The sequence below is a fragment of the Bradyrhizobium sp. CCGB12 genome (genome assembly GCF_024199845.1).
GTDB lineage: Bacteria > Pseudomonadota > Alphaproteobacteria > Rhizobiales > Xanthobacteraceae > Bradyrhizobium.
Genome location: NZ_JANADO010000001.1, coordinates 3,220,687 through 3,244,963, shown reverse-complemented (window position 1 = coordinate 3,244,963; position 24,277 = coordinate 3,220,687). Strand labels below are relative to the sequence as shown.

Genomic DNA, 24,277 nt, shown 5'->3' with positions numbered 1-24,277 from the left:
CGTGCACCGTAGCTCGTAGAGCAAAGGCGGAAGCGTGCCCACTGTGTCTTGATCCGTCAAAAGAATAAGGTGGGCACGGCGCTTAGGCGCCTTTGCCCACCCTACGGCATCTGTGCGCGACCGCTACGCGGTCACTTCTTCACAAGCGGGCAATCGCTGTCCTTGAGCGGCTTGGCCGCATCTTCCGGTGCGATCGTGGCGAGCTGCTTGTAATAGTCCCACGGCCCCTTCGACTCCTCGGGCTTCTTCACCTCGAACAGGTAGGCCGGGATGAGGCGGCGGCCGTCCTCGCGCAGCGGGCCCTTGCCGAACAGCGGGTCGTCGGTCGGCAGCTCCTTCATCTTGGCAACGACCTTGGCTCCGTCATGCGGATTACCGCCGAGCGCTTCCATCGCCTTGAGATAATGCAGCACCATCGCGTAATTGCCGGCCTGGGTCATCGAGGGCATCGCATTCTTGTTGGCGAGTGCCGCGAAGCGCTTGGACCAGGCGCGGGTCTGGTCGTTCATGTCCCAGTAGAAGGACTCGGTGAAGGTCAGGCCCTGGGCGGTCTTCAAGCCGAGCGAATGCACGTCATTGATGAACAGCAGCAGGGCCGCGAGCTTCTGGCCTGCGGAGACGATGCCGAATTCGGCCGCCTGCTTGATCGAGTTCGTGGTGTCGCCGCCGGCGTTGGCGAGCCCAACCACCTTGGCCTTGGACGATTGCGCCTGCAGCAGGAAGGACGAGAAGTCCGCGGTATTGATCGGGTGCTTGACGCTGCCGAGCACCTTGCCGCCATTCGCGGTCACGACCGCCGTGGTGTCGCGCTCGAGTGCGTGGCCGAAGGCATAATCCGCGGTCAGGAAGAACCAGCTGTCGCCGCCGGCCTTGGTCAGCGCTTTGCCGGTGCCATGGGCCAGCATGTAGGTGTCATAAGTATAAGAGATCGTGTTCGGCGTGCAGGCCTTGCCGGTCAGGTCGGCGGAGGCGGCGCCGGAATTCAGCAGCACCGAATTCTTTTCCTTGACGAGGTTGCTGACCGCCAGGGCGACACCGGAGTTCGGCGTATCCGCGATCGCGTCGACCTTCTCGTTGTCGATCCACTGCCGGGCGATGTTGACGCCGACGTCAGGCTTGTTCTGATGATCACCGCTGATGACGTCGATCTTCCAGCCCTTTTTGAGCAGGCCGGAATCCTCGACCGCCATCTTGATGGCCACGACCGAATTCGGGCCGCCGATGTCGGCATAGAGGCTCGACATGTCGTTGAGCACGCCGATCTTGACGGTCTTGTCCTGGGCGTAGGCGGATGTGGCAAAACCGAAAGCGGCACAGGCCAGAAGGGCCGCGGTGCGGCGTGCGAACGTCGTCGTCATGAAAGGTTTCCTCCATTGTCAAATATGCGGACGGCCCTCTTGCGGAGCCTTGTTTCCGGCTGATGGCTCTAGCCTGTCCCACGGGCGGCGGCAATCCGCCTAAAGCCGGATGACGCTGCGTCGTAGCGTCATCCGTCCGTTAACTTTTGGGCAAAATGCGTCAAGACGCTATTTGAGGGCGTCCGATGTCAGCTTGAATTTCTGGATGCGCTTTCCGGTATCGACCTCGGCGGTATAGACGTTACCCTTGGCGTCGATCGCCATGGCATGCACCCAGTGAAATTGCCCGGCATTGCGGCCGTTATGGCCGAAGCTGCCGACAACGCTGCCGTCGTCGCGCTTGATCACCCGGATCTCGTTGTTCTCGCCGTCGGCGCTCAGCAGATAGGTCTGCTTCGGATCGGGCCAGATCGCGATGTCCCACACCGAGCCATTACCAAGCGTATTCTTCTCGAAGAAGAACTCCTTCACGAACGAGCCGTCCTTCCTGAACACCTGGATGCGGTTGTTGATGCGGTCGCAGACGTAGACCAGCCCGTCATTGGCGAGCTTTACGCAGTGAACGGGATTGCCGAATTGTTGGGCAACCGGCGCCTTGGGATCATAGGGTGCTTGCTTGGCGTCATCAGGCTTGTTGCCATAGGCGCCCCAATGCCGCTTGTAGGCCAGCGTCGTCGCGTCGAACACGATGACGCGGTGGTTGCCGTAGCCGTCGGCGACGTAGATCTCGTTCGCGTCCTTGTCGAGCGCGGTCTCGGCGGGCTTGCCGAGCTGCGTTGTGTCGTTGCTACCGAGGCTCGGCGCGATCTTGCCGATCTGGCCGACGAACTTGCCGTCGAGCGTGAACTTCAGGATCGCATTGTCGTTGTCGGCGTTGCCGCCGATCCAGACGAAGCCGCGCTCGTCGACCTCGATGCCGTGCTCGCGGCCGACCCATTCATAGCCCTGGCCCGGACCGCCCCATGAGCGCAGCAGATTGCCGTCGCTGTCGAATTCGAGCACGGGCGGCGCCGACACGCAGCACTTGGAGCGCGGCGGATTCAGGCTCGCGCCTTTCTCGTCGTCGGTGAGCGAGCGCGGACGATGTATCACCCAGATGTGGCCCTGCCAGTCGACGGTGATGCCGCCGACCTGGCCGAGAATCCAGTTGTTCGGCAGCTGCTTTGGCCAGGAGGCGTCGACCGCGAAGGTAGGGACATCGCCGGCGGATGCCGTGCCCGGAAGCACAAACGCAATGGCTGCGATCAGGATGGAGAAGGCGCGAAAAACGTTTCCGAGCGCAGGGCTGAAGCCTGCGCGATCATGCCATGGCGCCATGGCAACCTCCCATTTTTGTTGGCTTGCGGCTTGCTGCCGCCTGAGCGCGGGCAGTCAATCGCGGGGAGGCTATGGAGTCAATCAGGCCGGTGCGCGGAAGCTCATCAAGCTGCGCGTCTTGTAATCGTAGAACTTGCCGGTCTCGGTCCAGTCCGGCGCGCACATCGGCACGATGAATTCGGCGACCTGCTCGGGCGTGTCGAGCGTCGCCGGGTCCTCGCCCGGCATCAGTGTGGCGCGCATGCGGGTGCGGATCGGGCCCGGGTTGAACAGGTTGATGCGCAGCTTCGTGTTCGCCGTCTCCTGCGCCCACGCGCGCGCCAGCGTTTCCAGCGCGGCCTTGGATGCGGCGTAGGGGCTGACATAGGCGGTCGCCTTGTTGGCGGCGCCCGAGGTGATGAATACGGCGCGTCCCGCATCGGACTGCTTCAGCAGCGGCTCCATGCAGCGGATCAGCTGGAAGTTCGCGGAGACGTTGACGGCCATCACGTCGTTGAAGGCCTTCAGCTCGATATGGCCGACCGGCGAGGAGGGGCCGAGCACGCCGGCATTGCCGACGAGGATGTCGAGCTTGCCGTAGCGCTCGTGCAGGCCGGCGCCCAGCCGCGCGATGCCGTCGGAATCGGTGAGGTTGAGCGGCACCAGCGTGGCGCTGCCGCCATCTTTGCGGATCTCGTCGTCGAGCTCTTCCAGCCCGCCCTGCGTGCGCGCCACCGCCACGATATGCACGCCGGCCTTAGCCAGTGCTTTTGCCGTGGCGAAGCCGATGCCGCGCGAGGCGCCGGTGACGAGAGCGATGCGGTCGGCGAGGGGTTTTGTCATGGCGGGGTTTTACAGGCGTGGATGGCCGGGACAAGCCCCCAAGACTGTCATTCCGGGGCGGTCCGCAGGACCGAACCCGGAATCTCGAGATCCCGGGCTCGATGCTTTGCATCGCCCCGGGATGACGGCTCCGCCGTCAGCTCGCCTCCGCCAACAGCGACAATTGCCGCGGCTGCTGCTCGGTCTGGGTCTGGTCGGTGAGGTGGGTCGGATACGCCCCGGTGAAGCAATGGTCCGAAAACTTCGGATTGGCGGGGTCGCGGCCGGGCTCGCCCATGGCGCGATACATGCCGTCGATCGACAGGAACGCGAGCGAGTCGGCGCCGATGATCTCGCGCATCTCCTCCAGCGAATGCGTCGCGGCCAAGAGGCCGCCGCGGTCGGGCAGGTCGATGCCATAATAATCAGGGTAGAGGATCGGCGGCGAGGCAAGACGGAAGTGCACTTCCTTGGCGCCGGCGTCGCGCATCATGCGCACGATCTTCTTCGAGGTGGTGCCGCGCACCAGCGAGTCGTCGATCAGGATGATGCGCTTGCCTTCGATCGCGGCGCGGTTGGCCGAATGCTTCATGCGCACGCCGGATTCGCGGATCGCCTGCGTCGGCTGGATGAAGGTGCGGCCGACATAGTGGTTGCGGATGATGCCGAGCTCGAACGGCACGCCGGAATGCTGGCTGTAGCCGACTGCGGCGGGCACGCCGGAATCCGGCACTGGCACCACGACATCGATCGGCACGTGGCTCTCGCGCGCGAGCTGCGCACCAAAGGCCTTGCGCACTTCGTAGACCGAGCGGCCGTGGACGATGGAATCCGGCCGGGAGAAGTAGATGTATTCGAAGATGCAGGGGCGCGGCGCCATCGGCGGGAACGGCTTGTGAATGTCCTGGCCGTTCTCGTCGAACACGATGACTTCGCCAGGCTCGATGTCGCGGATGAAGCGCGCGCCGATGATGTCGAGCGCGCAGGTCTCCGAGGTCAGGATCGGGCAGCCGTCGAGTTCGCCGAGCACCAGCGGGCGGATGCCGCGCGGATCGCGCGCGCCGACCAGCTTCTTGTTGGTCAGCGACACCAGCGCATAGGCGCCTTCGATCTCGCGCAGCGCGTCGATATAGCGCTCGATGAAGCGCGCGCGCTTGGAGCGGGCGACCAGGTGCAGGATCACTTCGGTGTCGGTGGTCGACTGCATCATCGCACCGTGCCTGACGAGCTCGCGGCGCAGCGTCAGGCCGTTGGTGAGGTTGCCGTTATGGGCGACCGCGAGGCCGCCGGCATTGAGCTCGGCGAACAGCGGCTGCACGTTGCGCAGGATGGTGGCGCCGGTGGTGGAATAACGGACATGGCCGACCGCGACATTGCCGGGCAGGCGGTCGATCACCTCGCGGCGGGAGAAAGTGTCGCCGACGAGGCCGAGGCGGCGTTCTGAGTGGAAACGGCTGCCGTCGTAGGAGACGATGCCGGCGGCTTCCTGGCCGCGGTGCTGGAGGGCGTGGAGACCGAGCGCGGTGATGGCGGCGGCGTCGGGGTGACCGTAGATGCCGAAGACGCCGCATTCCTCGCGCAGCGTATCCCCCTCCAGATCGTCCTGAACCTCCAGCGTGGCCGGGCCCAAACCGGCCCTAGGATCGAGATCAAGTTGTGCGTCCTGGTCGGGGTGTCGCATCTCGTCCGCGCCTCTCTTTAGGGCCAATCAACGCGCCGCAGGTTTCTCGATCAGCTTTTTCAGGCTGTCACGAGCAGGTTTACTGTATCCGTCGCCGCCGCCCGAAGGCTGCTGCTCGGATTCAGCTTGATCATCATCTGGTTTGTTTTTCTTGAATCTCTTCAAGATGGTGTTCTCGGGGTCGTCGGGCAAGAGGGCCATCAGCCAATCCCCGGTTCCCTGGAGCACGACGCGGGACTTGGCCCCGGTGACCCAGTCCGGGCGCTGCTTGTCCGGAACCAGCCAGGTGAAGAACAGGAAGGCGACCACGACGATCAAAAGCCCGCGAGCCAGGCCAAACAGGAAGCCAAGGGTGCGGTCCAGCGCGCCGATGCGCGAATCGAGGATCATGTCGGAGATGCGGACGGTGATCACGGAAACCACGACCAGGGTGCCCACGAACACGCCGGCGACCACGACCACGCTCGCGACCGTGTCGTTGTTGAAATAGGTCTTGGCGGTCGGCAGCAGCTTCGAGAACGAGTACAGCGTCACGATCGCGGCCGCGCCCCAGGCTGCGATCGACAGGATTTCGCGCATGAAGCCGCGGACCATCGCGAGCAGGCCCGAGATCAGCATCACACCGAGCAGGATCAGGTCGAGGAGTGTAACTGGCATCGGCTGGTCTGGTCCGCTCGTACTCTCAAGGGTGCTCAGCGAATCGGTGCTTGGCCGCTGCCCTAAAAGAAGGGCAGACGACGTTCCCGGCAAGGCCGCAACCACGCAATCCCGTGCTGCTTTTGTGACGGCTGTATAGCGGCGGGGGCCTCCGGCGTCACCTCCGGCTAACCATCTCCACGGCGGAATCTTGCCGGTGTGGCATTTTTCTCTGCCGGTCCGTTCGATTCACCCCGGCGGGAGCCGCGGGCGGCGATTTCGGCGACCAGCGTCGTCAGGCTGTTGACCGCGTTCAGCGACAGTCCGGCGTCTCCGCCGGCATCGCCGCGGGCCGATTCGGGCAGCACGGCACGCTGGAAACCGAGTTTTGCCGCTTCCTTCAGCCGGGCCGGGGTCTGCGCCACCGGGCGGACCACGCCGGAGAGCGAGATTTCGCCGAAATAGACGGCATCAGTGGGTAACTGCGCGTTAACCAGGGACGATACCAGCGCCGCGGCAGCGGCAAGGTCCGCCGCAGGTTCGTGGATGCGCAGGCCGCCGGCGACGTTCAGATAGACGTCGTGTCCCGACAGCTTGACCCCGCAATGGGCCTCCAGTACCGCCAGCACCATCGACAGCCGGCTCGGGTCCCAGCCGACCACGGCCCGGCGCGGGGTGCCGAGCGAGGTCGGCGCCACCAGCGCCTGTAATTCGACCAGGACGGGCCTCGTGCCCTCGATGCCTGCGAAGACGGCGGTGCCGGGGGTGCCGAGATCGCGCTCGGACAGGAACAGCTCGGAGGGGTTGGTGACCTCGCGCAGACCAAGACCGGTCATCTCGAACACGCCGATCTCGTCGGTCGGCCCGAAACGATTCTTCACGGCGCGCAGGATGCGGAATTGCTGCGAGCCTTCGCCCTCGAACGACAGCACCGCATCGACCATGTGCTCGACCACGCGGGGCCCGGCGATCTGGCCGTCCTTGGTGACGTGGCCGACCAGGATGATGGCAGCGCCGGTCTTCTTGGCAAATCGTATCAGCGCCTGCGCCGAGGCTCGCACCTGCGTCACCGTGCCGGGCGCCGATTCCACCGTGTCGGTCCACATGGTCTGGATCGAGTCGATGACGATCAGCCGGGGCACCGCGCCCTCCGACAGCGTCGAGACGATATCCTCGACCGAGGTCTCGGCGGCGAGTTGCACCGGCGCATCCGACAGCCCGAGCCGCTCGGCGCGCAGGCGCACCTGCGCGACCGCCTCTTCGCCGGAGATGTAGACGATGCGGTGGCCGGCGCGTGCCAGCATGCTGGTGGCCTGCGTGAGCAGTGTCGATTTGCCGATGCCGGGATCGCCGCCGACCAGCAGCACCGAGCCGCGCACGAAGCCGCCGCCGGTGACGCGGTCGAGCTCGCTCATCCCCGAGGACAGGCGCGGCGCATCCGGGCTCTTTCCGGCGAGGCTCTCCAGCGCGAACGTTCGTCCCTTGCGCTTGGAGCGGATCGACACCGGGACGCTGCCGCTGGTGTCCTCCTCGGCGAGCGTGTTCCACTCGCCGCAGGATTCGCACTTGCCCTGCCAGCGGTTATAGGCCGCGCCGCAGTTCTGGCAGACGAAGGAGAGGGTGCTCTTGGCCATCAGCGTAAAATCTTGCTCAGGGGGAGTGCGTCGCGTTCCATAGCATGGAGAGCCCGGCCGCGACCATGATCGCATCCATCACCAGCTGGAAGGTTTCCGGTTTCAGATGCAGCACGAAGCGCTTTGCGATGAACGCCCCTGACATCAACGAGGAACCGGCAACCAGGCCCTTGATGAAGACATCCATGGTCAGCGCGCCGAAGCGCTCGAAGGTCACGGATTTCGCGAAATAGAGTCCCAGCGACGAGGCGGCTTCGGTGGCGAGGAAAGCGCCCTTGCTGAGCCCGTAGAACAGGAACAGCGGCACGCTGAGCGGGCCGGTCGAGACCACGATGCCGGTGAGATAACCGATGATCGCGCCGCCGATGGCGAGGTGCCAGAGATTGGCCTTGAGGTCGTGCCGCGCCAGCCAGTGCCGCACCGGCACCATCGCGATCAGGAAGATGCCGATGGTGAGATCGACGGCGTGCGAGGGCAGTGCCAGCAGCGTCCGCGCGCCGAGCGCTGCGGCCGGAATGCCCGTCACCGAATAGGCCGCGCAGGCTCGCCAGTCGACCTCGCGCCACCAGGCGAGGATGCGTGAAAAATTCGCCATGACGGAGGCCACCGCCATGATCGGCACGGCCTCCTTCGGCCCATAGGCATAGACCAGCACCGGCATCAGCATGATCGACGAGCCGGTGCCGACGATACCGGAAATGGTGCCGGCGATGAGGCCGATGGTGAGGACGAAGAGAAGGGCCAAAGCCAGGGCTCCAGGAATCGGAGCAGTCTAGCCGGAGAAGAGGGCATGAGTGAATGGCGGGCACCCTGGTTCCCTCTCGCGTCCCGAACGCGGTGCGGCACGCAGTGACGCTCCGCTGCAGAGCCTGGGCACGAGAGCGGAGTTTTAGCGCGCAGCTGCTTCCACCTCGTCATTGCGCGCGCAGCGAAGCAATCCAGAAAATGCATCCGCGGCAAGACTCTGGATTGCTTCGCTGCGCTCGCAATGACGGAAGGTAGGCTGCAGGCACGTCCTCAGTCGCGTAGCCCGGATGGAGCGAAGCGTAATCCGGGGCCTTTTGTCCGCATGGACTGTCCCGGATTGCGCTGCACTCCATCCGGGCTACGGCTCCGTGAGCGGCCCCTCAGCCTTGCTCGTCCATGACGCGCAGCTTCTCGACGCGGCGGCGGAAATCCTCGTCGGTGGAGAATTCGGCGGAGAGGTAGGAGGACACGAGATCTACGGCGAGCCAGGCGCCGACGATCTGCGCACCGATGCACATGACGTTGACGTCGTCATGCTCGACGCTTTGATGGGCGGAATGGACGTCGTGGCAGACGGCGGCGCGGATGCCCTTCATCTTGTTGGCCGCGATCGAGGCGCCGACGCCGGTGCCGCACACCATGATGCCGCGCGCGGCTTCGCCCGATGTCACCTTCGCCGCCACGGCCCGTGCGATGTCGGGGAAATCCACCGGCTTGTCATCATAGGAGCCGACGTCGACGACGTCGTGGCCGAGCTTGCGGATGTGGTCGATGACGGTCTGCTTGAGCGGCCAGCCGGCGTGGTCGGATCCGATGACGAGACGCATGTGATGTCCTTCTTGATCTTGCAATAGCCGTGACAGTCGCGTGCGACTGTCACGGCGTTCTTCCGTTCAGCTGCGCATGTCGGGTGGCAGCTCCACCCCGTGGAATTTCTTGTAGATTGCGTTGAGCTTGCCGTTCTTGACGTTCTCGGTGATCCAGGCGTTGAGCTTGTCCATCAGAGGCTGCTCGCCCTTCTTCAGGCCGATGGCGAGATCGAAGGTCGCCAGCGGAATCCTGGATTCGAACACGCGCGAGGGATTCTTCACCCCGATCTGGTTGATGATCGTCGCGGACGATGCGACGCAGTCGACCTGGCCGGAGACCGCCGCCGTCACCATGGTGGCATCGTCGTCGTAGCGCGCGATCTTCAGGTCCTTGTCCTTCATGTTGGACAGCGTGGTGTCCTGCGTGGTGCCGCGCGAGACGCCGATCGATTTGTCCTTCAGGTCGGGCCAGTCCTTGACGGTCGACGACTTCAGGCAGCCGACATCGGATTGCAGCGTCGCATAGCGCTTGGTGAAGTCGATCACCTTGGCGCGGTCCGGCGTCACCGACAGGGTCGAGATGATGATGTCGGCCTTGCCGGTCAGGACGTTCGGGATGCGGGTCGCGCCGGTGGTCTGGATGAATTCCAGCTCCAGCCCCCAGTCCTTGGCGAGCAGCTGGGCCACTTCGACGTCGGAGCCGGTCGGCTTCATGCTGGAATCCATCATGCCCGAGGGCGGAATGGCGAGATCCGTCGAGATGCGGATCTTTTTCGCCTTCATGATGTCGTCGAGCAAATTGGCCGATGCCGGCGTCGCCGCCATCATCACGAGGCCGAATAGCGCGGCGGCCGTGCCCAGCAATCTCTTGTTTGTCATCCCTAGTTCTCCTCTCCTGTTATGATTTTAGGTTTCCAGTGCCCACGAATTGGGTGAGCTCCGGTGTCGTTGGTGACGTCAGGATCGAGGCGGGTCCGGTCTCGTGGACCTTGCCGCGATGCATGAACACGATCCGGTCGGCGATGCCCTTGGCAAAGCCCATCTCGTGGGTGACCATCACCATGGTCATGCCGTCCGCCGCCAGCTGCTCGATCACCTTCAGCACCTCGCCGGTGAGCTCGGGATCGAGCGCAGAGGTGACCTCGTCGAACAGCATCACCTTGGGCTGCATCGCCAGCGAACGGGCGATCGCCGCGCGCTGCTGCTGGCCGCCCGAGAGCTGCTCGGGATAGGCATGCAGCTTCTCCTCGAGCCCGACCTGCGCGAGCACTTTTCGTGCGAGGTCCCTGGCCTGCGAGCCGGTCATGCCCTTAACCGCGCAGGGCGCGAGCGTGATGTTCTGCTCGATCGTGAGGTGCGGAAACAGATTGTAGCTCTGGAACACTATGCCGACATCCTGTCGCAGCGCGCGCAGGTCGACATCGGGACGGTCGACCCGATGTCCGCAGACGACGATCTCGCCGCCGTCGACCTTCTCGAAGCGGTCGATGCAGCGCAGCGCCGTGCTCTTGCCGGAGCCGGAGCGGCCGATCAGCGCCAGCACCTCGCCACGTGCGACGGCAAAGGAGACACCGTCGAGCACGCGGAGCGAGCCGAAGCTCTTCTGCACGTCGCGGAGCGACACGATGGGTTCGGAGGAGGAGAGGTTCTGCTGCATGTCAGGCCGGCGCGAGGTTGGATCTGCCACGCCCCATCCGCCGTTCCAGCCTTTGGCTGACCAGCGACAGCGGATAGCACATGGCGAAATAGGTGACGGCGATGATGGCGTAGATGGCGAACGGCTCGAACAGCGAGTTGTTGACGATCTGGCCCGAGCGCATCAGCTCGACGAAGCCGACCACGGAGGCGAGCGAGGTGTTCTTGATGATCTGCACCATGAAGCCGACGGTTGGCGGCGTCGCGATGCGGATCGCCTGCGGCAAGATCACCTTCGTCATGCGCTGGGTCCGGCTCAGCGCCAGGCCTTCGGCGGCTTCCCATTGCGGCTTCGGCACGGACTGGATGCAGCCGCGCCAGATCTCGCCGAGATAAGCGGCGACATACAGCGTCAGCGAGGCGCCGGCAGCCGCGAGCGGCGAGACCTGCAGGCCGATCGCGGCGAGACCGAAATAGCCGAGGAAGAGGATGACGAGCAGCGGCGTGCCCTGGATGAGCTGGACATAGACTGCGCTGGCGATCCGGACCGATCTAAGCGGCGAGATGCGCGCCAGCGCAATCACGAAGCCGACGATGCCGCCGCCGATCAGCGCGATCACGGATAGGCCAATGGTCCACAGCGCGCCGTGGCCGAGGAACATCAGGTGATTGACGTTGAGATGTCCGCCCATGGTCATCTCACAACGGCGTGCCGAGCCGGCGACGGCGCGGAAACAGCACGAGGCCGAGGCCCCAGAAGCCGGCGCGCATCACCAGTGACAGGATGACGTAGAGCACGGCGACGATGATGTAGGTCTCGAACGCGCGATAGGTGTCCGATTGGATATAGTTGGCGACCGCGGTGAGCTCCTCCGCCGAGATCTGCGAGCAGACCGAGGAGGCCAGCATCAGCAGCACGAACTGGCTGGTGAGCGCGGGATAGACCTTCTCGATCGCCGGCAGCAGGATGATGTGCCAGTAGATCTGCAGGCGTGACAGCGCCAGCCCTTCGGCGGCCTCGATCTGTCCGCGCGGGATCGCCTCGAAGCCGGCGCGCATGATCTCGGCGGTATAGGCGCCGACATTGATCGTCAGCGCGGCCACGGCCACGGTGAAGGCGGAGTACTTCAGGCCAAGGCTGGCGAGGCCGAAATAGACCAGGAAGATCTGCACCAAGAGCGGGGTGTTGCGGATGGTCTCGACATAGACCTTGCAGGCGCCCGCGATCAGCGAATTGTGCGTGCCGCGCCCGACCGCCGCAAGCGTGCCGAGCAGGGCACCGAGCACGGTCGCGAAGAATGCCAACTCCAAAGTGAGCGCGGCGCCGGCCAGGAAACTTGGCCAACGCTCCAGCACTGCAGGAAAGTCGAGTTGGAGGCTCATCGTAGCAGGTTCAGCCGGTTGTCTGGTTGGTCATGCGGTCGTAGACGCGGAACAGCGCCTGGTTGCCGTTGCTGCCTTCGCCATGTGCGCGCGCGTCCACATATTGACTGGTGACGAGCGCGGTGCCGGGCAGCGGCACGCTCAGCGCCTGCGCGTGCTCCTGCACCAGGCGAAGATCCTTGAGCTGCAGATCGATCCGGAAGCCGGCGGAGACGTCGCCCGCGATCATCGCGGGGCCGAGCTTGTCGAGCATCCATGAGGCGGCGGAACCACCGAGCAGCACCCGGCGTAGCAGATTGAGGTCGAGGCCCGAAGCGCGACCAAGCGCGAGGGCCTCGCAGATCGCCTGGATGTTGATGCCGCAGATCAGCTGATTGCAGAGCTTGACGGTCTGGCCGGCGCCGGACGCGCCGACATGCGTGATGGTCGTGCCCATCGCGCGGAAGAACGGCTCGGCCTTGGCAAATGCTTCAGCATCGCCACCGGCCATGATCGAAAGCGCAGCGTTCTTCGCGCCGACGGGGCCGCCCGAGACCGGCGCGTCGATGAAGCTGACGCCGGCCTTTTGCAGGTCGGCATGGATGCGGCGGACGGCGACCGGCGAGATCGTGCTCATGTCGACGATGAGCTTGCCGGGGGGAGGCGACTTCAGCAGGCCGTGTTCACCGTAAATCGTCGCCTCGACATGGGGCGTGTCGGGCAGCATGGTGATGACGATGTCGGCGCCTTGCGCGGCATCGGCAGGGCTGTTGGCGCGGGTCGCGCCTTCCTTGACGCTGTCAGTCAGCGCGGCTTCGTTCAGGTCGAAGACGCGGACCGCGTGGCCGGCCGCCAGCAGGTTGCGCACCATCTCCCGGCCCATCGTGCCGATGCCGATGAAGCCGGCCTTGCCCTTGTCGTTCCGTCCCATGTTGTCAGTCCGTTTCTTGGTTGATTGGCGTCTTGATCGTCTGGCCTGTCCGCAATCAGCCTGAGGCGCTGGTCTTGTCGATGTCGCCGACCACGGCACGCCGCCGATATTCGTCGCCGATGGCAAAATGCTTGCGCAGCGTCGCATCCGCGCGTTCCGGATCACGCGCAATGACAGCTTCGAAGATGCGGCGGTGATCGTCGATCAGATAGGTCTTCATCGAAGGGAAAGCCTGCACCAGTTCGCGGCGGCTGCGATGCGAATGCGTCAAAAGGCCCGCCATCGAGCTGTGCAACACCGTCAGCGTCTCCGAATGCGAGGCGACGACGATGGCGCGATGGAAGTCGAAGTCGGCCATGCCCCCGGCGTCCGCTTCGTCGATGGTCTCTCCGATCTTCGCCAGCGCGCGCTGGAGCCGTTCGAAATCGGCGATGTTGGCGCGTTCGCAGGCGAGCCGGATCGCCTGGCATTCGATCGCGACGCGCGCCTGCATGACATCGTCGAGCATGTCCGCCTGCTGAGCGAGCGCGAAGGTGAAGAAGTCGTTCAGCACCGAGACGTCCGGCCGCGTCACCACGGTGCCGATGCGGTCGCGGATCTCGACGATGCCGAGCACGGTGAGGGCACGCAGCGCCTCGCGCACGATCGGCCGGCTGACGCCGAGCAGGGTCGCCAGCTCGCGCTCGGAGATCAGGCGGTCGCCAGGCCTAAGCGAGCCCGCCAGCAGGCGTTCGCGCAAGAAGGCGAACACCTTCTCGAAGCCTTTTTCGCCTTCGGCTACCCGCTTGAGTTCCATCCCGGTCTCTTTGGTCTGATCTTGGTCAGACCAGTATGATGACCAAGGCGCAGAGGTCAAGAGGCTTGAGTCAAGTTGGCTGGGAAGATGGGCGAACCGCTTTCAGGCGACAGGCCTGCCAACATTCGCGGTCAGCGCCAGTGAAGCGGCCCTTACGAGAGCTGGACCGCAACGATCTCCTCGTCGATTTCGGGACCACACGTGCCGTGGGCAGGCTGGTCAACACCATCACGACCACTAGGGCGCGGACTCATTAGCCGGTAGCCAAAAGCGGATGGATGCGAGCTTGATAAACGCCAGGTAGTTGGCTGCCAGCTTGTCATACCGGGTTGCGATACGCCGACATTGCTTGATCTTGTTGAAGAACCGCTCGACCAAGTTGCGCGCGCGGTACAGATACGGGCTGAAGCAGACGGGGGCTTTGCGATTGCGCTTCGGCGGGATGTTGGCCCACGCACTTGCTGGCGGGCCAATTCCCTGATCCAGTCTGCGTCATAGCCACGATCCGCGAGTAACATCGATTTTGGATGCAATGCGCCGAGAAGAACCGAACACAGCCGCTTGTCGTGCGCCTCACCCGGCGTGAGGGCGAGATGCACCGGCAGGCCATTGGTATCCACTACTGCGTGAATCTTGCTCGTCAGGCCCCCTCGCGAGCGACCCATATCTTGGCGATCGTTGTCCGCGATGCAGGCCCTGTGCTGGTGCACGCGCACGACGGAGGTATCGATCATCCGTATCGCCACATCATGACCGGCAGCCAGTGCATCCATGATCCGATCCCACACGCCAGCCTGTCGCCAACGAACGAAGCGATTATAGCAAGTGGTGCGGGGACCGTAGGATTCCGGCAGATCGCGCCACGGAGCACCGGAGCGTAAGACCCAAAAGATCCCGTTCAGCGCGCGCCGGTCGTCAACATGGGGAATGCCACGCGGCTTGTTCGGAAGGAGCGACCGGATGGCACTCCATTCAAAGTCTGTGAGTTCATAGCGCATGATTCGAGGCCCCGGTTTTGGACGCTTGAATCACCTCCAAAGACGAGGCCTTCAATTAGCATGACGGACAATCGGCATTTTGGAGATTGCCCCCTTACCTGACATGCTGGGGACATGCAAAATCGACGCAGATGAGCAGGAGCGCAAAGTTCGTTTGGGGCTTCTCGGTCGCCAGGGAAAGGGAGGTCATAGGCGTTACATTCGTTCTGGAACGTGCTCGGGCGAACTACTCGGGATAAGACTCCATGCCCTCCCGCGTCGGCTTCTCGAAAAGAATAAACAGCAGAGGATTGCCGGGCTCAGATGTCATGTCAGTACGCAGTGCAAAGATTTCCCCCGTGACGCTGCTCTTATATTCGGCAACAATCTCGCCAAAGCTGTTGCGCTGTATAGCGACCTTCTGCCCAGGGTTGACCCTGTCGTGAAGCTTAACCAGAGGCTCGACGAAGCCGGCTTCGGTCGCAATAATCGGGAAGCCACTGTTGCCAATGAAAACAGTCACGTCCTTGCCGGTTTTGCCCATCGGGCCGGATACGATACCGTGGTGTTTGAGTACGTTCATCGTACCCTCAACGAACAGATCGATCATATCAGGAGTGAGTACCCGAGCAGGGCCAATCTCTGAGCAGAACGCAGGAATGCCCACGTCGATCAGAGCGTTATGGAGAACAACCGGATACACCGGATTATTGAAGATCTGGGTAACGGGAAAGAGTTCCAGCATCGCCTTGACCTGCGGAATATTCATATCGCCGAGATTGAAGGCACTGGCACTAAAGCCGGTGGCTCCGGTGTGGAAATCGATGGCGAAGTCGGCGTTCGGCCGTAGCAGACGATTGAACAGCAACCCCGCATGTCGGCTGGTTGGGGTGAGGCCGTTTTCGTCTCCCGGCCATACTCGGTTCATGTCTACGAAGTCGGCACCCAACCCCACGTTGGACCATCGCCGCTGCATGCTTTCCAAGGCGGGGCGAGACACATCGGTGACCGCCATCACCGTGCCCGACATACTTTTGGGGTCGAGCTGGTTCATCACGGTCATGACCGTATGGATTGAGCTCATCTCGTCGCCGTGCACACCACTGATCAGAAGGGCGCGCTTGCCTGGCCTTACCCCCTTCGCGACCACCACCGACACATTCCAGTGTTTACCCGTAGGCATCTGCACGCCCTGAAAATAGAGGAGATGCTTCTGCCCGGGCTCAAGGTCGTTGACGTCCAGCGCGCTGATGACCTTCTTCCCCTGGATCACATCGCCGGTATAGACGGTTCCCCCCGACGCGGCCGGCGCTTCGCCAGCAGCGTTAGCGTTGACAGCGAAGGCGGCCGAGGCTCCAGCGGTGGCGATAGATGCAATCAAGAAGTTGCGGCGATCGAGACCTTTTTCGGAATTGTCTGGCATGGTGTCAATTCTCCCTTTTTTACGATGGTACGATCAGAGAATGAAACGCATAATGGTCGCGACATCCCGCGACTGCAGGGTAACGAGTCTGCTGCTGATCTCATCAGGGTGCAAGATTGTTGCGCGAGCTATGTTGGAATTGGCTCGGACTAGGGACTTTGCAGCGTTGTTCGCCAAACTCCAGGATGGCAGGCCATCAGAGAGGGACCGGCCTCGCGTCGGTTTGCTGCTATAGCAACAATGCGTGGGCTATCGGGCGGACACTGACAACGCGTCAGCGCGGCGCGTTTATGGGTTCACGGCCTAGTCCGACATCGGCACGTGTATCGCGTCGGCCCATTGGTGGCGAAGTATTGAGGGCTTCGTTTGGGAGTCGTCGTTTTCAGTCCACTCCACTCAGGGCATCAGGCTGCCCCTTCAACGCAGCGGACGCTCCTCTCAGGAAGCCAACGGACTGCCTTCACCGCACCGACAAGCTTAAGGCTTTCCGCCGCAGTCCTGCCGAACTCGCTCGCGCCAGATCATGCACTGCGGCTTGCCCCGACTGTCGGTATGGCAGACGTTCGTTTCGTTCGTCACCCAACATGAGCGGCCACGCGATTAGGCTAGATCTTGCAGCGCGCTTTCCGAGTTGCAATCATCCGTGCAAACCGCGATCATGATGCGGTGACCCTCACGTCCCTGAGAAGCAGCGTCCGCCGCCTTTACGAGGGCGCAACGCCGACCGGCGTGCGTTTCCGCTATGCGCTGCTCGCGTTCGATCTGGTGACGGTGCTGTTCATCATCGGAACCTCGTTCCTGCATCCCAGTGAGATCATCGAAGCGTTCGATGTCCTGTTTGGCGTCATGCTGCTTGCTGACTTCTCGGCGCGGCTCCTCGTTGATCGGCATCCGTTTCGAAAATTCAGTCAGCTCGCGACGTGGGCCGACATGGTCGCGATCGTATCCTTCCTGGCACCACTCGCGGGCGAGGCGGGCGGCTTTCTCCGGATCCTGCGGACATTGGGGCTGCTTCGTGACTACCAGATGCTGGTGAGGTTGCGGATCGATTCTCCGTTCTTTCGTCGCAACGAGGAAGTCATCTTCGCCGTCACGAACCTCGCCGTTTTCATCTTCGTCATGACCGGGATCGTCTACGAGACCCAGAAGTTTCGCAACGACGAGATCAGGAACTATGCCGATGCCCTGTATTTCACCGTCACGGCGCTGACGACGACCGGCTTTGGCGACATTACCCTGTCGGGTACGGTCGGTCGTCTGATCACCGTCGTGATCATGATTTTTGGCGTCACTCTGTTCTTCAATCTCGCCCGCGCGCTCCTCAGTCCCCACAAGGTGCGATTTCCGTGCCCGGCATGCGGGCTTCAGAGGCACGATGCCGACGCCGTGCATTGCAAGGCCTGTGGCACCGTTCTCAATATTCCGGATGAAGGGGCGACCTGAGCTCGCACTGCCGACGATGCAGGTGGAAGTCTTCGAGGCTGACATCATGCCAGTGTTTTGCCCGACGGGTCAACTTGAAGTTCGGAATACCAGTAAGCCATTGACCGGACAGGGGTCGGCTACTGTGCATGGGGTTGTTTTTCATGTTTTTGTTTCGACGTCCCGCTGCTGACAGCATGTTGGCAGCAGGGAGCGGCTACGACCATCTCCTGACAAAACGGAGAGTGGGTCATGCCGATCGAGGCAAGCTGTCATTGCGGTGAGAAGGTGTTCGAGGTGACGGAGCCGCCTTCGGGCCTGACGCGCTGCACATGCACGCTCTGCGCCAAGCGAGGCGCGCTGTGGGCCTATTACAAGCCGGCGCAGTTCCGCCTGCTGTCGCCCGCCGACAACGTCGCGACCTATCTCTGGGGCAGCCGCACCGTCAAACATCATTTCTGCGCGAGTTGCGGCTGCGGCACCTATTCGGAGTCGCCGGACTGGTCGACCGGCAAGCCCGATTTCGATAATCCCAAGGTGGCCGTGAATGCGCGCCTGTTCGACGATTTCGACCTGGAGGCCGTGCCGGTGAACGTGATCGACGGCCGGACTTTGTGGTGAGAGGTCACCGCAGCACCACCCATGCCGGCGCGTGGTCGCTCGCGCCATCCTCGCCGCGGATCTTCTTGTCGACGCCGGCCTTCGCCAGGCGCGAGACGAGGGCAGGGCTGAGCAGGAGATGATCGAGCCGCAGACCCGCATCGCGCGGCCAGCGGTTTCGCTTGTAATCCCAGAACGTGTAGATGCGCTGCTCCGGGTGCTGCTCGCGGATCGCGTCGCACCAGCCCTGCGCGACCAGCGAGGCAAACGCCGCGCGGCTCTTCGGCTGGATCAGAGCATCCTTGTCCCATGAGCGCGTCGGGTAGATGTCGATCTCATCAGGCGCGACGTTGTAATCACCGGCGAGCACGACCGGCAGGTCCTGCTTGATGAAGGTCTTGGCGTGGCGCTTGAGCCGCGCGAACCAGTCGAGCTTGTAGTCGAATTTCGGCCCCGGCTGAGGATTGCCGTTCGGCAGGTAGATGCTGGTGACGATGACACCGCGCACGGCGGCCTCGATGTAGCGAGCCTCGTGATCTCCGGGTCGTCCCGGCAACCGGTCGCGCGTCAGCACAGGCTCGGCGTTGCGGGCGAGGATGGCGACGCCGTTCCAGGTCTTCTGTCCACACCACACCGCGCGATAACCGGCCTTTTCGATGGCGGCTGCCGGAAATTCGCCATCACTTGCCTTCAACTCCTGAAGCGCGACGACATCGGGCTTCGCCACACGCAGCCATGCCAGGAGATTGGGCAGGCGGCGATTGATGTTGTTGATGTTGAATGTCGCAATCTTCATGTAGGGCTAACGCTTCTGCCTTCCGTTACCGGAGACACAATGTCCAAGTTGAGCTTTGTTGCCATCGCACTCGTCATCGCGTTCTCCGGAGGCGCAGCGGCACAATCGTCCGATCCGCGCGGTGCGTGCAAGGCGGACTATGACAAATTCTGCGCCGGCATCGCGCCGGGCGGCGGCATCGTCGCATGTCTCAACGCCAAGCGCGATCAGCTCAGCGCGACCTGCAAGGCGGCGCTGGATAATCGGAAGAAGAAGTAAGCGGCGAGTTGTTCAGCCCGGCAGCGGCGGCGGGGCCGCGGGCTGCTCGATCGGCGGCGGTGAGGGAGGTTGCTCGGCCGCCTGCGTGGGAGCCGGCTTTGCCAGCGGCTCCTCCACATTGCCGCCCCTGTAGACGCGGGCGTAGCGGTGGCCGAGGCTGGTCAGCACCTCGTAGCCAATCGTGCCGAAATGATGCGCGAGCTCGTCGACGGTGATGCCCTCGCCAAGCAGCGTCACCATGTGGCCGCGCCGCACGGCGTTCGGCGGCAGGTCGGTGATGTCGATGGCGATCAGGTCCATGGAGACGCGGCCCGCGACCGGGCAGCGCTTGCCGGCCACGATGACCTCGGCGCCGCGGGTGCCGTCATTGGAGCTGGCGGCGCGGAAGTAGCCGTCGGCATAGCCGACCGCGATGATCGCGAGCTTGGTCGGCCGCCGTGCGGTCCAGGTGCCGCCATAGCCGACGGTCTCGCCGCGCTCGACATTGCGGATCTGCACGATGCGCGCTTTGAGGTCGACCACCTGCTGCATCGGATTGTCGGCCTCCGGCGTCGGGTTGACACCGTAGAGCGCAGCCCCCGGCCGCACCAGGTCGAACTGGAAGGGCGCGCCCAGGAAGATGCCGGAGGAGTTGGCGAGCGCTGCCGGCACGCCCGAGAACTCGCTGGCGATGCCGCGGAAGGAAGCGAGCTGTCGTGCATTGACCGGGCTGTTGAGTTGCTCGGCCGAGACCAGGTGGCTCATCACCAGGGTGATGCCGTGATCGCCGGCATTGATGCGGGGGATGATGGCCTGCGCGTCCGCAAGCGTAAGGCCCAGCCGGTTCATGCCGGTATCGATGTGAACGGCGGCGCCGCCGTTCCAGCCGGTGCGGCGGCAGAACACGTCCCATTCGGCGAGCTCGTTGAGATCGCCGATCACCGGTCGGCAGTTGATCTTTGCATAGTGCTCGCCGGTGTTCTGGAAGTAGCCGCCGAGCACGTAGATCGTGGGCTCCGGCACGGCCGCGCGCACCTTGCGCGCCTCCTCGATGGTCGCAACGAAGAAGGTCTTGCAGCCGGCCTTGCTCAGCGCACGCGCGACCTCGGCGGCGCCGCAGCCATAGGCGTCGGCCTTGACCACCGCAGAACATTCGGCCGGCACCGCCGTCTTCTCGAGCTTGCGCCAATTGGCGATGATGGCGTCGAGATCGACGGTGAGCACGCCGCCATAGGCAGCGAGTGCGGCAGCCTGGTTGGCCTCCGCGGAGAGAAGGCCGGATTGCGGGGTCATTTTCGGGTCGGACGCCATTGTCATGGCGCCGTTTTACGCAAGAGGCAGGTCCGGTTCAAGGAACTCAGTAGTCGTTGCCGCTGCGAGCCGGCAGCTGACTGTCAGGCGCGAGGTCGCCGAACCGCGTGACCGAAGCTTCGAACGCCAAATCGACGGTGCCAGTCGGGCCGTGGCGCTGCTTGCCGATGATGACCTCGGCCTTTCCGTGCGCAAGACTCATGTCAAGTTGCCACTTCTCGTGCTCAGGCGTGCCCGGGCGGGGCTCCTTCATCGCGAGGTAATATTCCTCGCGGTAAACGAACAGCACGACGTCGGCGTCCTGCTCGATTGATCCGGATTCACGCAAGTCGGAGAGCTGCGGCCGCTTGTCGTCGCGGGATTCGACTTGACGCGAGAGCTGCGACAGCGCGATCACGGGGACGTTGAGCTCCTTCGCCAGCGCCTTCAGGCTCGTCGTGATCTCCGTGATTTCCTGCACGCGGCTGTCGCTGGCGCGCTTGCCTGAGCCGGAGAGCAGCTGGATGTAGTCGATCACGAGCAGATCGAGGCCCTTCTGGCGCTTCAGCCGGCGCGCACGCGCCATCAGCTGCGCGATCGACAGGCCGCCGGTGGCGTCGACATAGAAAGGCAGCGACTGCAGCTCAATCGAGACCTCCCGGATCTTGTCGAAATCGGCTTCCGAGATGCCGCCGCGACGGATGTGGGAGGAGGGGATGCCGGTGCGCTCGGCCACGATACGGGTGGCGAGCTGGTCGGCCGACATTTCGCAGGAGAAGAAGCCGATCACGCCGCCATTGGCGGCCTTCATGGTGCCGTCGGCCTGGAGCTCGCCGACATAGGCCTTGGCGACGTTGTAGGCGACGTTGGTCGCCAGCGACGTCTTGCCCATGCCCGGGCGTCCGGCCACGATGATGAGGTCGGAGTGCTGTAAGCCGCCCATCTTGGTGTCGAGGTCGCGCATGCCCGTGGAGATGCCGGACAGCTTTCCGTCGCGCTGGAACGCCTTGGCCGCGAGATCGACCGCGACCGCCAACGCCTGCGAGAATTTCTGGAAGCCGCCGTCATAGCGGCCGGATTCGGCGAGCTCGTAGAGACGACGCTCGGCATCCTCGATCTGCGCCCGCGGCTGGAAATCGACCGGTGCATCGTAGGCGACGTTGACCATGTCCTCGCCGATGCCGATCAGGTCGCGCCTGAGCGACAGGTCGTAGATGGTACGGCCGTAGTCCTGGGCGTTGATGATGGTGGTCGCTTCGGCCGCGAGTCGCGCCAGATATTGCCCGATGGTCATGCCGCCGACATCGGTATCGGCGGGCAGGAACGTCTTCAGCGTGACGGGCGTCGCGATCTTGCCCATCCGGATCAGGCTGCTGGCGGTCTCGAAGATGGTCTGGTGCAGCGGCTCGAAGAAATGCTTCGCCTCCAGGAAGTCCGAGACGCGATAGAAGGCGTCGTTGTTGACCAGGATCGCGCCCAGAAGGCTCTGTTCCGCCTCGATATTGTGCGGCGCGCTCCGATAGGCGGGAGTTCCGGCTTCGGGCGCGAGTTTGAGGACGTTCGAATCAGTCAGGGCCATGGTCGGACGTGCTTAGCAATTTTCTTGGGCAGATGCGGGGCCGGGATAAAGCGCCGCCTCGGCCCAAAGCGGAAGCAAAAGCTGACCGCTATCAACCGTTCAGTAAAAATGGTGGATGATTGGCAGCCGCGGCACGCGCCGCGCTTGACGGATTTTCGCGGAACCCGACGCGGGCTGGAAGCGGCCGCGACCGTGCCGTGGAAAAATCCTGAACCCCGTGAACCTAATGGATTGGCGCGCAGACGTACCGGAGAGAGAGCGCGAATTGACGCACGCTGGGAGCTTTCGGCTCGGATTCAGACCAGCAGGAGGTAGATCAGCGCAACAAGGGCCGCCCCAACGCCGGTAACGATCAAGGCGTAATCGGTGCGGAGGTCGTCCTGCACGTCGAATGAGGTTTGGGTCTCTTTGCTCATGGCGACGATCTAAGCCAGCTCCGACCAGACTTATGTGAAGCAGATCACATCTTCCCGGATTCTTTCGGGGCAGAGCCGGAACTGGCCGGAGGGCACGGAGTTGTCCCCGTCCGCCGGCAGGGAGACGAGGCAGGCAATGCGGCCAGAACGGCAGCACCAAATGTGGAGAAGTGAGGCAGGCAGCCGGCGCTGGCTAGCAGGCCTCATTGCGGCCATGGAGCACGCCGAGCGACCCGAGGTGCGGCGTCAGCCGGTCGCCCCCGAACTCCTCGTGGAACTGCGGGCGCAACTGGCGCTCACCGCCTCTTTCCGGCTCTCCCAGATTTCGACCCTGCGTCACTAGGACCTACTCACCTGCGAGCTTCAGTCTGGGCTTGGCGCCGCGTTCGAGGGCCCGCAGCCGGGCTTCGTCGCTCATGATGTAGTCGCGCGTCATCGGCACTACGCCCTGATGCCGGGCGAGCTGGATCTGGAAGTTCATCATGTCCTGCTTGCGGAACGTCATCTCGCAGGCCGCCAGATAAAATTCCCACATCAACGCGAAGCGCTCGTCGTAGAGCTGCACGGCCTCCTCTCGCCGCGCCATGAAGCGCTCCCGCCAGGCCTTCAGCGTTTCGGCGTAGTGCAGGCGCAGGATCTCGATGTCGCAGACCAACAGGCCCGCCCGCTCGATCGCCGGCAGCACCTCCGACAGCGCGGGGATGTAGCCGCCGGGGAAGATGTACTTGGCGATCCAGGGATTGGTCGAGTCAGGACCCTGCGAACGGCCGATCGAATGCAGCAGCATGACACCGTCCTCGCTCAGCAGCTCGGCACAGCGCTGGAAGTAGGTGTCGTAGAACCGGGCGCCGACATGCTCGAACATGCCGACCGAGACGATACGGTCGAATGGGCCGGCGATGTCGCGGTAGTCCTCGAGCAGGAATTTGGCCGAGCCCGTCAGACCCTTTTCGGCAGCGCGGGTATTGGCGATCTGCAACTGTTCGGTCGAGAGCGTGATTCCGGTGACGTCGGCGCCGGCGATCTCCGCGAGATAGAGCCCGAGCCCGCCCCAGCCCGAGCCGATGTCGAGTACGCGCAGACCGCTCCTGACGAGCAGCTTAGCGGCGATGTGCCGCTTCTTGGCGAGCTGCGCATCGTCGAGCGTCGTCTCCGGCGTCTCGAAATAGGCGCAGCTATATTGCTTGTCGGCGTCGAGGAAGAGCGAATAGAGCCGGGCATCGAGGTCGTAGTGGTGCGCCACATTGCTGCGGGAGCGCGAGCGCGGATTGAACTGTTTCAGGTGCCGCGTCAGGTAGCGCAGGTGCCACCAGGGTTTTGCCCACTGCGGCAATAGGTCGGGTTGATCGAGCAGGACCGCGAGGGCATCAGCTATGGTGCCGTGCTCGACCACGAACTCGCCGTCCATATAGGCTTCGCCGAGCCCGAGCTCGGGATTGACGAGGACCTTCCGCTCGGCTTCCGCGGTCACGAAGCGCACCGCGACCGGTTCGCCAGAGCCGTCGCCAACGGTGAACTTCACCCCGCTTGCGCCGGTCACCGTCAGCGACCCGCGGCGGATGAATTGAGACAGGAATTTACGCAACAAGCGGTCCATCAGCACCTTCCTCCCGAGCGAACCCGAAGAGATGCGACCAACGGCCTTCATATCTGACGCTCAGGTTCCGCTCCGGTTCCTATGCGTTTGCATCCAAATCTAGGGAGCGGGGTCTGGCCCCGCTAGTGTGCTGTGTTCACAGCCGATATTCGAAAATCGCTTAATCACATCCTTGCGCGTGGAGCCTGCTTCCATTCGCGGCTCAATCGGCTAAAAGGTGACCGCCGCCGCGC

23 protein-coding genes are annotated in these 24,277 nt (G+C 63.6%); 3 read left to right on the top strand and 20 right to left on the bottom strand.

Annotated elements, in window-relative coordinates; translation table 11 throughout:
* Positions 1-131 precede the first annotated feature (131 nt).
* The 16 genes from NLM27_RS15635 to NLM27_RS15560 all read right to left on the bottom strand — a co-directional run bounded on the left by NLM27_RS15635 (position 132) and on the right by NLM27_RS15560 (position 16,107).
* Positions 132-1,358 (bottom strand): ABC transporter substrate-binding protein, encoded by a 1,227-nt coding sequence (locus tag NLM27_RS15635; RefSeq protein ID WP_254144150.1) that lies wholly within the window; start codon positions 1,356-1,358, stop codon positions 132-134.
* A 168-nt stretch (positions 1,359-1,526) separates the two neighbouring features.
* Positions 1,527-2,675 (bottom strand): hypothetical protein, encoded by a 1,149-nt coding sequence (locus NLM27_RS15630; protein WP_254144149.1) that lies wholly within the window; start codon positions 2,673-2,675, stop codon positions 1,527-1,529.
* A gap of 81 nt (positions 2,676-2,756) precedes the next feature.
* Positions 2,757-3,497 carry an SDR family NAD(P)-dependent oxidoreductase gene (locus NLM27_RS15625; RefSeq protein WP_254144148.1) on the bottom strand — a complete coding sequence of 247 codons (741 nt, stop codon included), beginning with the start codon at positions 3,495-3,497 and terminating at the stop codon, positions 2,757-2,759.
* A 136-nt stretch (positions 3,498-3,633) separates the two neighbouring features.
* Positions 3,634-5,157: an amidophosphoribosyltransferase gene (purF, locus tag NLM27_RS15620; protein ID WP_254144147.1), complete on the bottom strand. Its 1,524-nt coding sequence runs from the start codon at positions 5,155-5,157 to the stop codon at positions 3,634-3,636.
* Positions 5,158-5,184: 27 nt separating this feature from the next.
* Positions 5,185-5,814: a CvpA family protein gene (locus tag NLM27_RS15615; protein WP_254148836.1), complete on the bottom strand. Its 630-nt coding sequence runs from the start codon at positions 5,812-5,814 to the stop codon at positions 5,185-5,187.
* Positions 5,815-5,981: 167 nt separating this feature from the next.
* Complete coding sequence (gene radA / locus NLM27_RS15610) at positions 5,982-7,427, bottom strand: DNA repair protein RadA (protein ID WP_254144146.1); 1,446 nt, start codon at positions 7,425-7,427, stop codon at positions 5,982-5,984.
* Positions 7,428-7,443: 16 nt separating this feature from the next.
* A complete protein-coding gene (locus NLM27_RS15605; protein WP_254144145.1) occupies positions 7,444-8,172 on the bottom strand; it encodes a sulfite exporter TauE/SafE family protein in 729 nt (242 codons plus the stop codon).
* 382 nt (positions 8,173-8,554) lie between these two features.
* Complete coding sequence (gene rpiB, locus NLM27_RS15600) at positions 8,555-9,001, bottom strand: ribose 5-phosphate isomerase B (protein ID WP_254144144.1); 447 nt, start codon at positions 8,999-9,001, stop codon at positions 8,555-8,557.
* Between the two features lie 66 nt (positions 9,002-9,067).
* The gene (locus NLM27_RS15595; RefSeq protein WP_254144143.1) at positions 9,068-9,862 is read right to left on the bottom strand and encodes a transporter substrate-binding domain-containing protein; all 795 of its coding nucleotides are present in this window, start codon (positions 9,860-9,862) and stop codon (positions 9,068-9,070) included.
* A 19-nt stretch (positions 9,863-9,881) separates the two neighbouring features.
* Positions 9,882-10,640, bottom strand: a complete 759-nt coding sequence (locus tag NLM27_RS15590) for an amino acid ABC transporter ATP-binding protein (RefSeq protein WP_254148835.1) — start codon at positions 10,638-10,640, stop codon at positions 9,882-9,884.
* 1 nt (position 10,641) lies between these two features.
* Complete coding sequence (locus NLM27_RS15585; protein WP_254144142.1) at positions 10,642-11,310, bottom strand: amino acid ABC transporter permease; 669 nt, start codon at positions 11,308-11,310, stop codon at positions 10,642-10,644.
* A gap of 7 nt (positions 11,311-11,317) precedes the next feature.
* On the bottom strand, positions 11,318-12,001 hold the full coding sequence (locus NLM27_RS15580) for an amino acid ABC transporter permease (RefSeq protein WP_254144141.1): 684 nt from the start codon (positions 11,999-12,001) through the stop codon (positions 11,318-11,320).
* Between the two features lie 10 nt (positions 12,002-12,011).
* Positions 12,012-13,058, bottom strand: coding sequence for an NAD(P)-dependent oxidoreductase (locus NLM27_RS15575; RefSeq protein ID WP_256569977.1), 1,047 nt, complete (start codon positions 13,056-13,058; stop codon positions 12,012-12,014).
* Positions 12,967-13,707, bottom strand: coding sequence for a FadR/GntR family transcriptional regulator (locus NLM27_RS15570; RefSeq protein ID WP_254144139.1), 741 nt, complete (start codon positions 13,705-13,707; stop codon positions 12,967-12,969). The genes NLM27_RS15575 and NLM27_RS15570 overlap by 92 nt, the downstream gene beginning before the upstream one ends.
* Positions 13,708-13,944: 237 nt before the next feature.
* Positions 13,945-14,705, bottom strand: a protein-coding gene (locus NLM27_RS15565) for an IS5 family transposase (protein WP_254144138.1) whose coding sequence is annotated in 2 segments (ribosomal slippage) — positions 13,945-14,165 and positions 14,165-14,705 — 762 coding nt in all. Because the reading frame shifts where the segments join, the coding sequence is not laid out codon by codon here.
* A gap of 226 nt (positions 14,706-14,931) precedes the next feature.
* Positions 14,932-16,107: a succinylglutamate desuccinylase/aspartoacylase family protein gene (locus tag NLM27_RS15560; protein WP_254144137.1), complete on the bottom strand. Its 1,176-nt coding sequence runs from the start codon at positions 16,105-16,107 to the stop codon at positions 14,932-14,934.
* 666 nt (positions 16,108-16,773) lie between these two features.
* Between NLM27_RS15560 and NLM27_RS15555 the strand changes: the two genes are divergently transcribed.
* A complete protein-coding gene (locus NLM27_RS15555; RefSeq protein ID WP_254144136.1) occupies positions 16,774-17,550 on the top strand; it encodes a potassium channel family protein in 777 nt (258 codons plus the stop codon).
* 231 nt (positions 17,551-17,781) lie between these two features.
* A complete protein-coding gene (locus tag NLM27_RS15550) occupies positions 17,782-18,150 on the top strand; it encodes a GFA family protein (RefSeq protein WP_254144135.1) in 369 nt (122 codons plus the stop codon).
* A gap of 4 nt (positions 18,151-18,154) precedes the next feature.
* On the opposite strand, the gene NLM27_RS15545 is transcribed toward NLM27_RS15550, so the two are convergent.
* Positions 18,155-18,925: an exodeoxyribonuclease III gene (locus NLM27_RS15545; protein WP_254144134.1), complete on the bottom strand. Its 771-nt coding sequence runs from the start codon at positions 18,923-18,925 to the stop codon at positions 18,155-18,157.
* Between the two features lie 39 nt (positions 18,926-18,964).
* Between NLM27_RS15545 and NLM27_RS15540 the strand changes: the two genes are divergently transcribed.
* Positions 18,965-19,183, top strand: coding sequence for a cysteine rich repeat-containing protein (locus tag NLM27_RS15540; RefSeq protein WP_254144133.1), 219 nt, complete (start codon positions 18,965-18,967; stop codon positions 19,181-19,183).
* A 12-nt stretch (positions 19,184-19,195) separates the two neighbouring features.
* Here the strand turns inward: NLM27_RS15540 and alr are convergent, their stop codons facing one another.
* The 3 genes from alr to NLM27_RS15525 all read right to left on the bottom strand — a co-directional run bounded on the left by alr (position 19,196) and on the right by NLM27_RS15525 (position 24,044).
* The gene (alr, locus tag NLM27_RS15535) at positions 19,196-20,473 is read right to left on the bottom strand and encodes an alanine racemase (protein ID WP_254148834.1); all 1,278 of its coding nucleotides are present in this window, start codon (positions 20,471-20,473) and stop codon (positions 19,196-19,198) included.
* A gap of 46 nt (positions 20,474-20,519) precedes the next feature.
* Positions 20,520-22,031 carry a replicative DNA helicase gene (locus NLM27_RS15530; protein WP_254144132.1) on the bottom strand — a complete coding sequence of 504 codons (1,512 nt, stop codon included), beginning with the start codon at positions 22,029-22,031 and terminating at the stop codon, positions 20,520-20,522.
* 762 nt (positions 22,032-22,793) lie between these two features.
* On the bottom strand, positions 22,794-24,044 hold the full coding sequence (locus tag NLM27_RS15525; protein WP_254144131.1) for a cyclopropane-fatty-acyl-phospholipid synthase family protein: 1,251 nt from the start codon (positions 24,042-24,044) through the stop codon (positions 22,794-22,796).
* Between the last annotated feature and the right edge of the window lie 233 nt (positions 24,045-24,277).

Coding starts and splice junctions, on each gene's coding strand:
- NLM27_RS15595 (WP_254144143.1), bottom strand. CDS start 9,862: ATGACAAACAAGAGATTGCTGGGCACGGCCGCCGCGCTATTCGGCCTC.
- purF (WP_254144147.1), bottom strand. CDS start 5,157: ATGCGACACCCCGACCAGGACGCACAACTTGATCTCGATCCTAGGGCC.
- NLM27_RS15625 (WP_254144148.1), bottom strand. CDS start 3,497: ATGACAAAACCCCTCGCCGACCGCATCGCTCTCGTCACCGGCGCCTCG.
- NLM27_RS15635 (WP_254144150.1), bottom strand. CDS start 1,358: ATGACGACGACGTTCGCACGCCGCACCGCGGCCCTTCTGGCCTGTGCC.
- radA (WP_254144146.1), bottom strand. CDS start 7,427: ATGGCCAAGAGCACCCTCTCCTTCGTCTGCCAGAACTGCGGCGCGGCC.
- NLM27_RS15630 (WP_254144149.1), bottom strand. CDS start 2,675: ATGGCGCCATGGCATGATCGCGCAGGCTTCAGCCCTGCGCTCGGAAAC.
- NLM27_RS15540 (WP_254144133.1), top strand. CDS start 18,965: ATGTCCAAGTTGAGCTTTGTTGCCATCGCACTCGTCATCGCGTTCTCC.
- NLM27_RS15585 (WP_254144142.1), bottom strand. CDS start 11,310: ATGGGCGGACATCTCAACGTCAATCACCTGATGTTCCTCGGCCACGGC.
- NLM27_RS15575 (WP_256569977.1), bottom strand. CDS start 13,058: ATGCGACGCTGCGCAAGCATTTTGCCATCGGCGACGAATATCGGCGGC.
- NLM27_RS15570 (WP_254144139.1), bottom strand. CDS start 13,707: ATGGAACTCAAGCGGGTAGCCGAAGGCGAAAAAGGCTTCGAGAAGGTG.
- NLM27_RS15580 (WP_254144141.1), bottom strand. CDS start 12,001: ATGAGCCTCCAACTCGACTTTCCTGCAGTGCTGGAGCGTTGGCCAAGT.
- NLM27_RS15530 (WP_254144132.1), bottom strand. CDS start 22,031: ATGGCCCTGACTGATTCGAACGTCCTCAAACTCGCGCCCGAAGCCGGA.
- NLM27_RS15615 (WP_254148836.1), bottom strand. CDS start 5,814: ATGCCAGTTACACTCCTCGACCTGATCCTGCTCGGTGTGATGCTGATC.
- alr (WP_254148834.1), bottom strand. CDS start 20,473: ATGGCGTCCGACCCGAAAATGACCCCGCAATCCGGCCTTCTCTCCGCG.
- NLM27_RS15545 (WP_254144134.1), bottom strand. CDS start 18,925: ATGAAGATTGCGACATTCAACATCAACAACATCAATCGCCGCCTGCCC.
- NLM27_RS15590 (WP_254148835.1), bottom strand. CDS start 10,640: ATGCAGCAGAACCTCTCCTCCTCCGAACCCATCGTGTCGCTCCGCGAC.
- NLM27_RS15550 (WP_254144135.1), top strand. CDS start 17,782: ATGCCGATCGAGGCAAGCTGTCATTGCGGTGAGAAGGTGTTCGAGGTG.
- NLM27_RS15560 (WP_254144137.1), bottom strand. CDS start 16,107: ATGCCAGACAATTCCGAAAAAGGTCTCGATCGCCGCAACTTCTTGATT.
- rpiB (WP_254144144.1), bottom strand. CDS start 9,001: ATGCGTCTCGTCATCGGATCCGACCACGCCGGCTGGCCGCTCAAGCAG.
- NLM27_RS15525 (WP_254144131.1), bottom strand. CDS start 24,044: ATGGACCGCTTGTTGCGTAAATTCCTGTCTCAATTCATCCGCCGCGGG.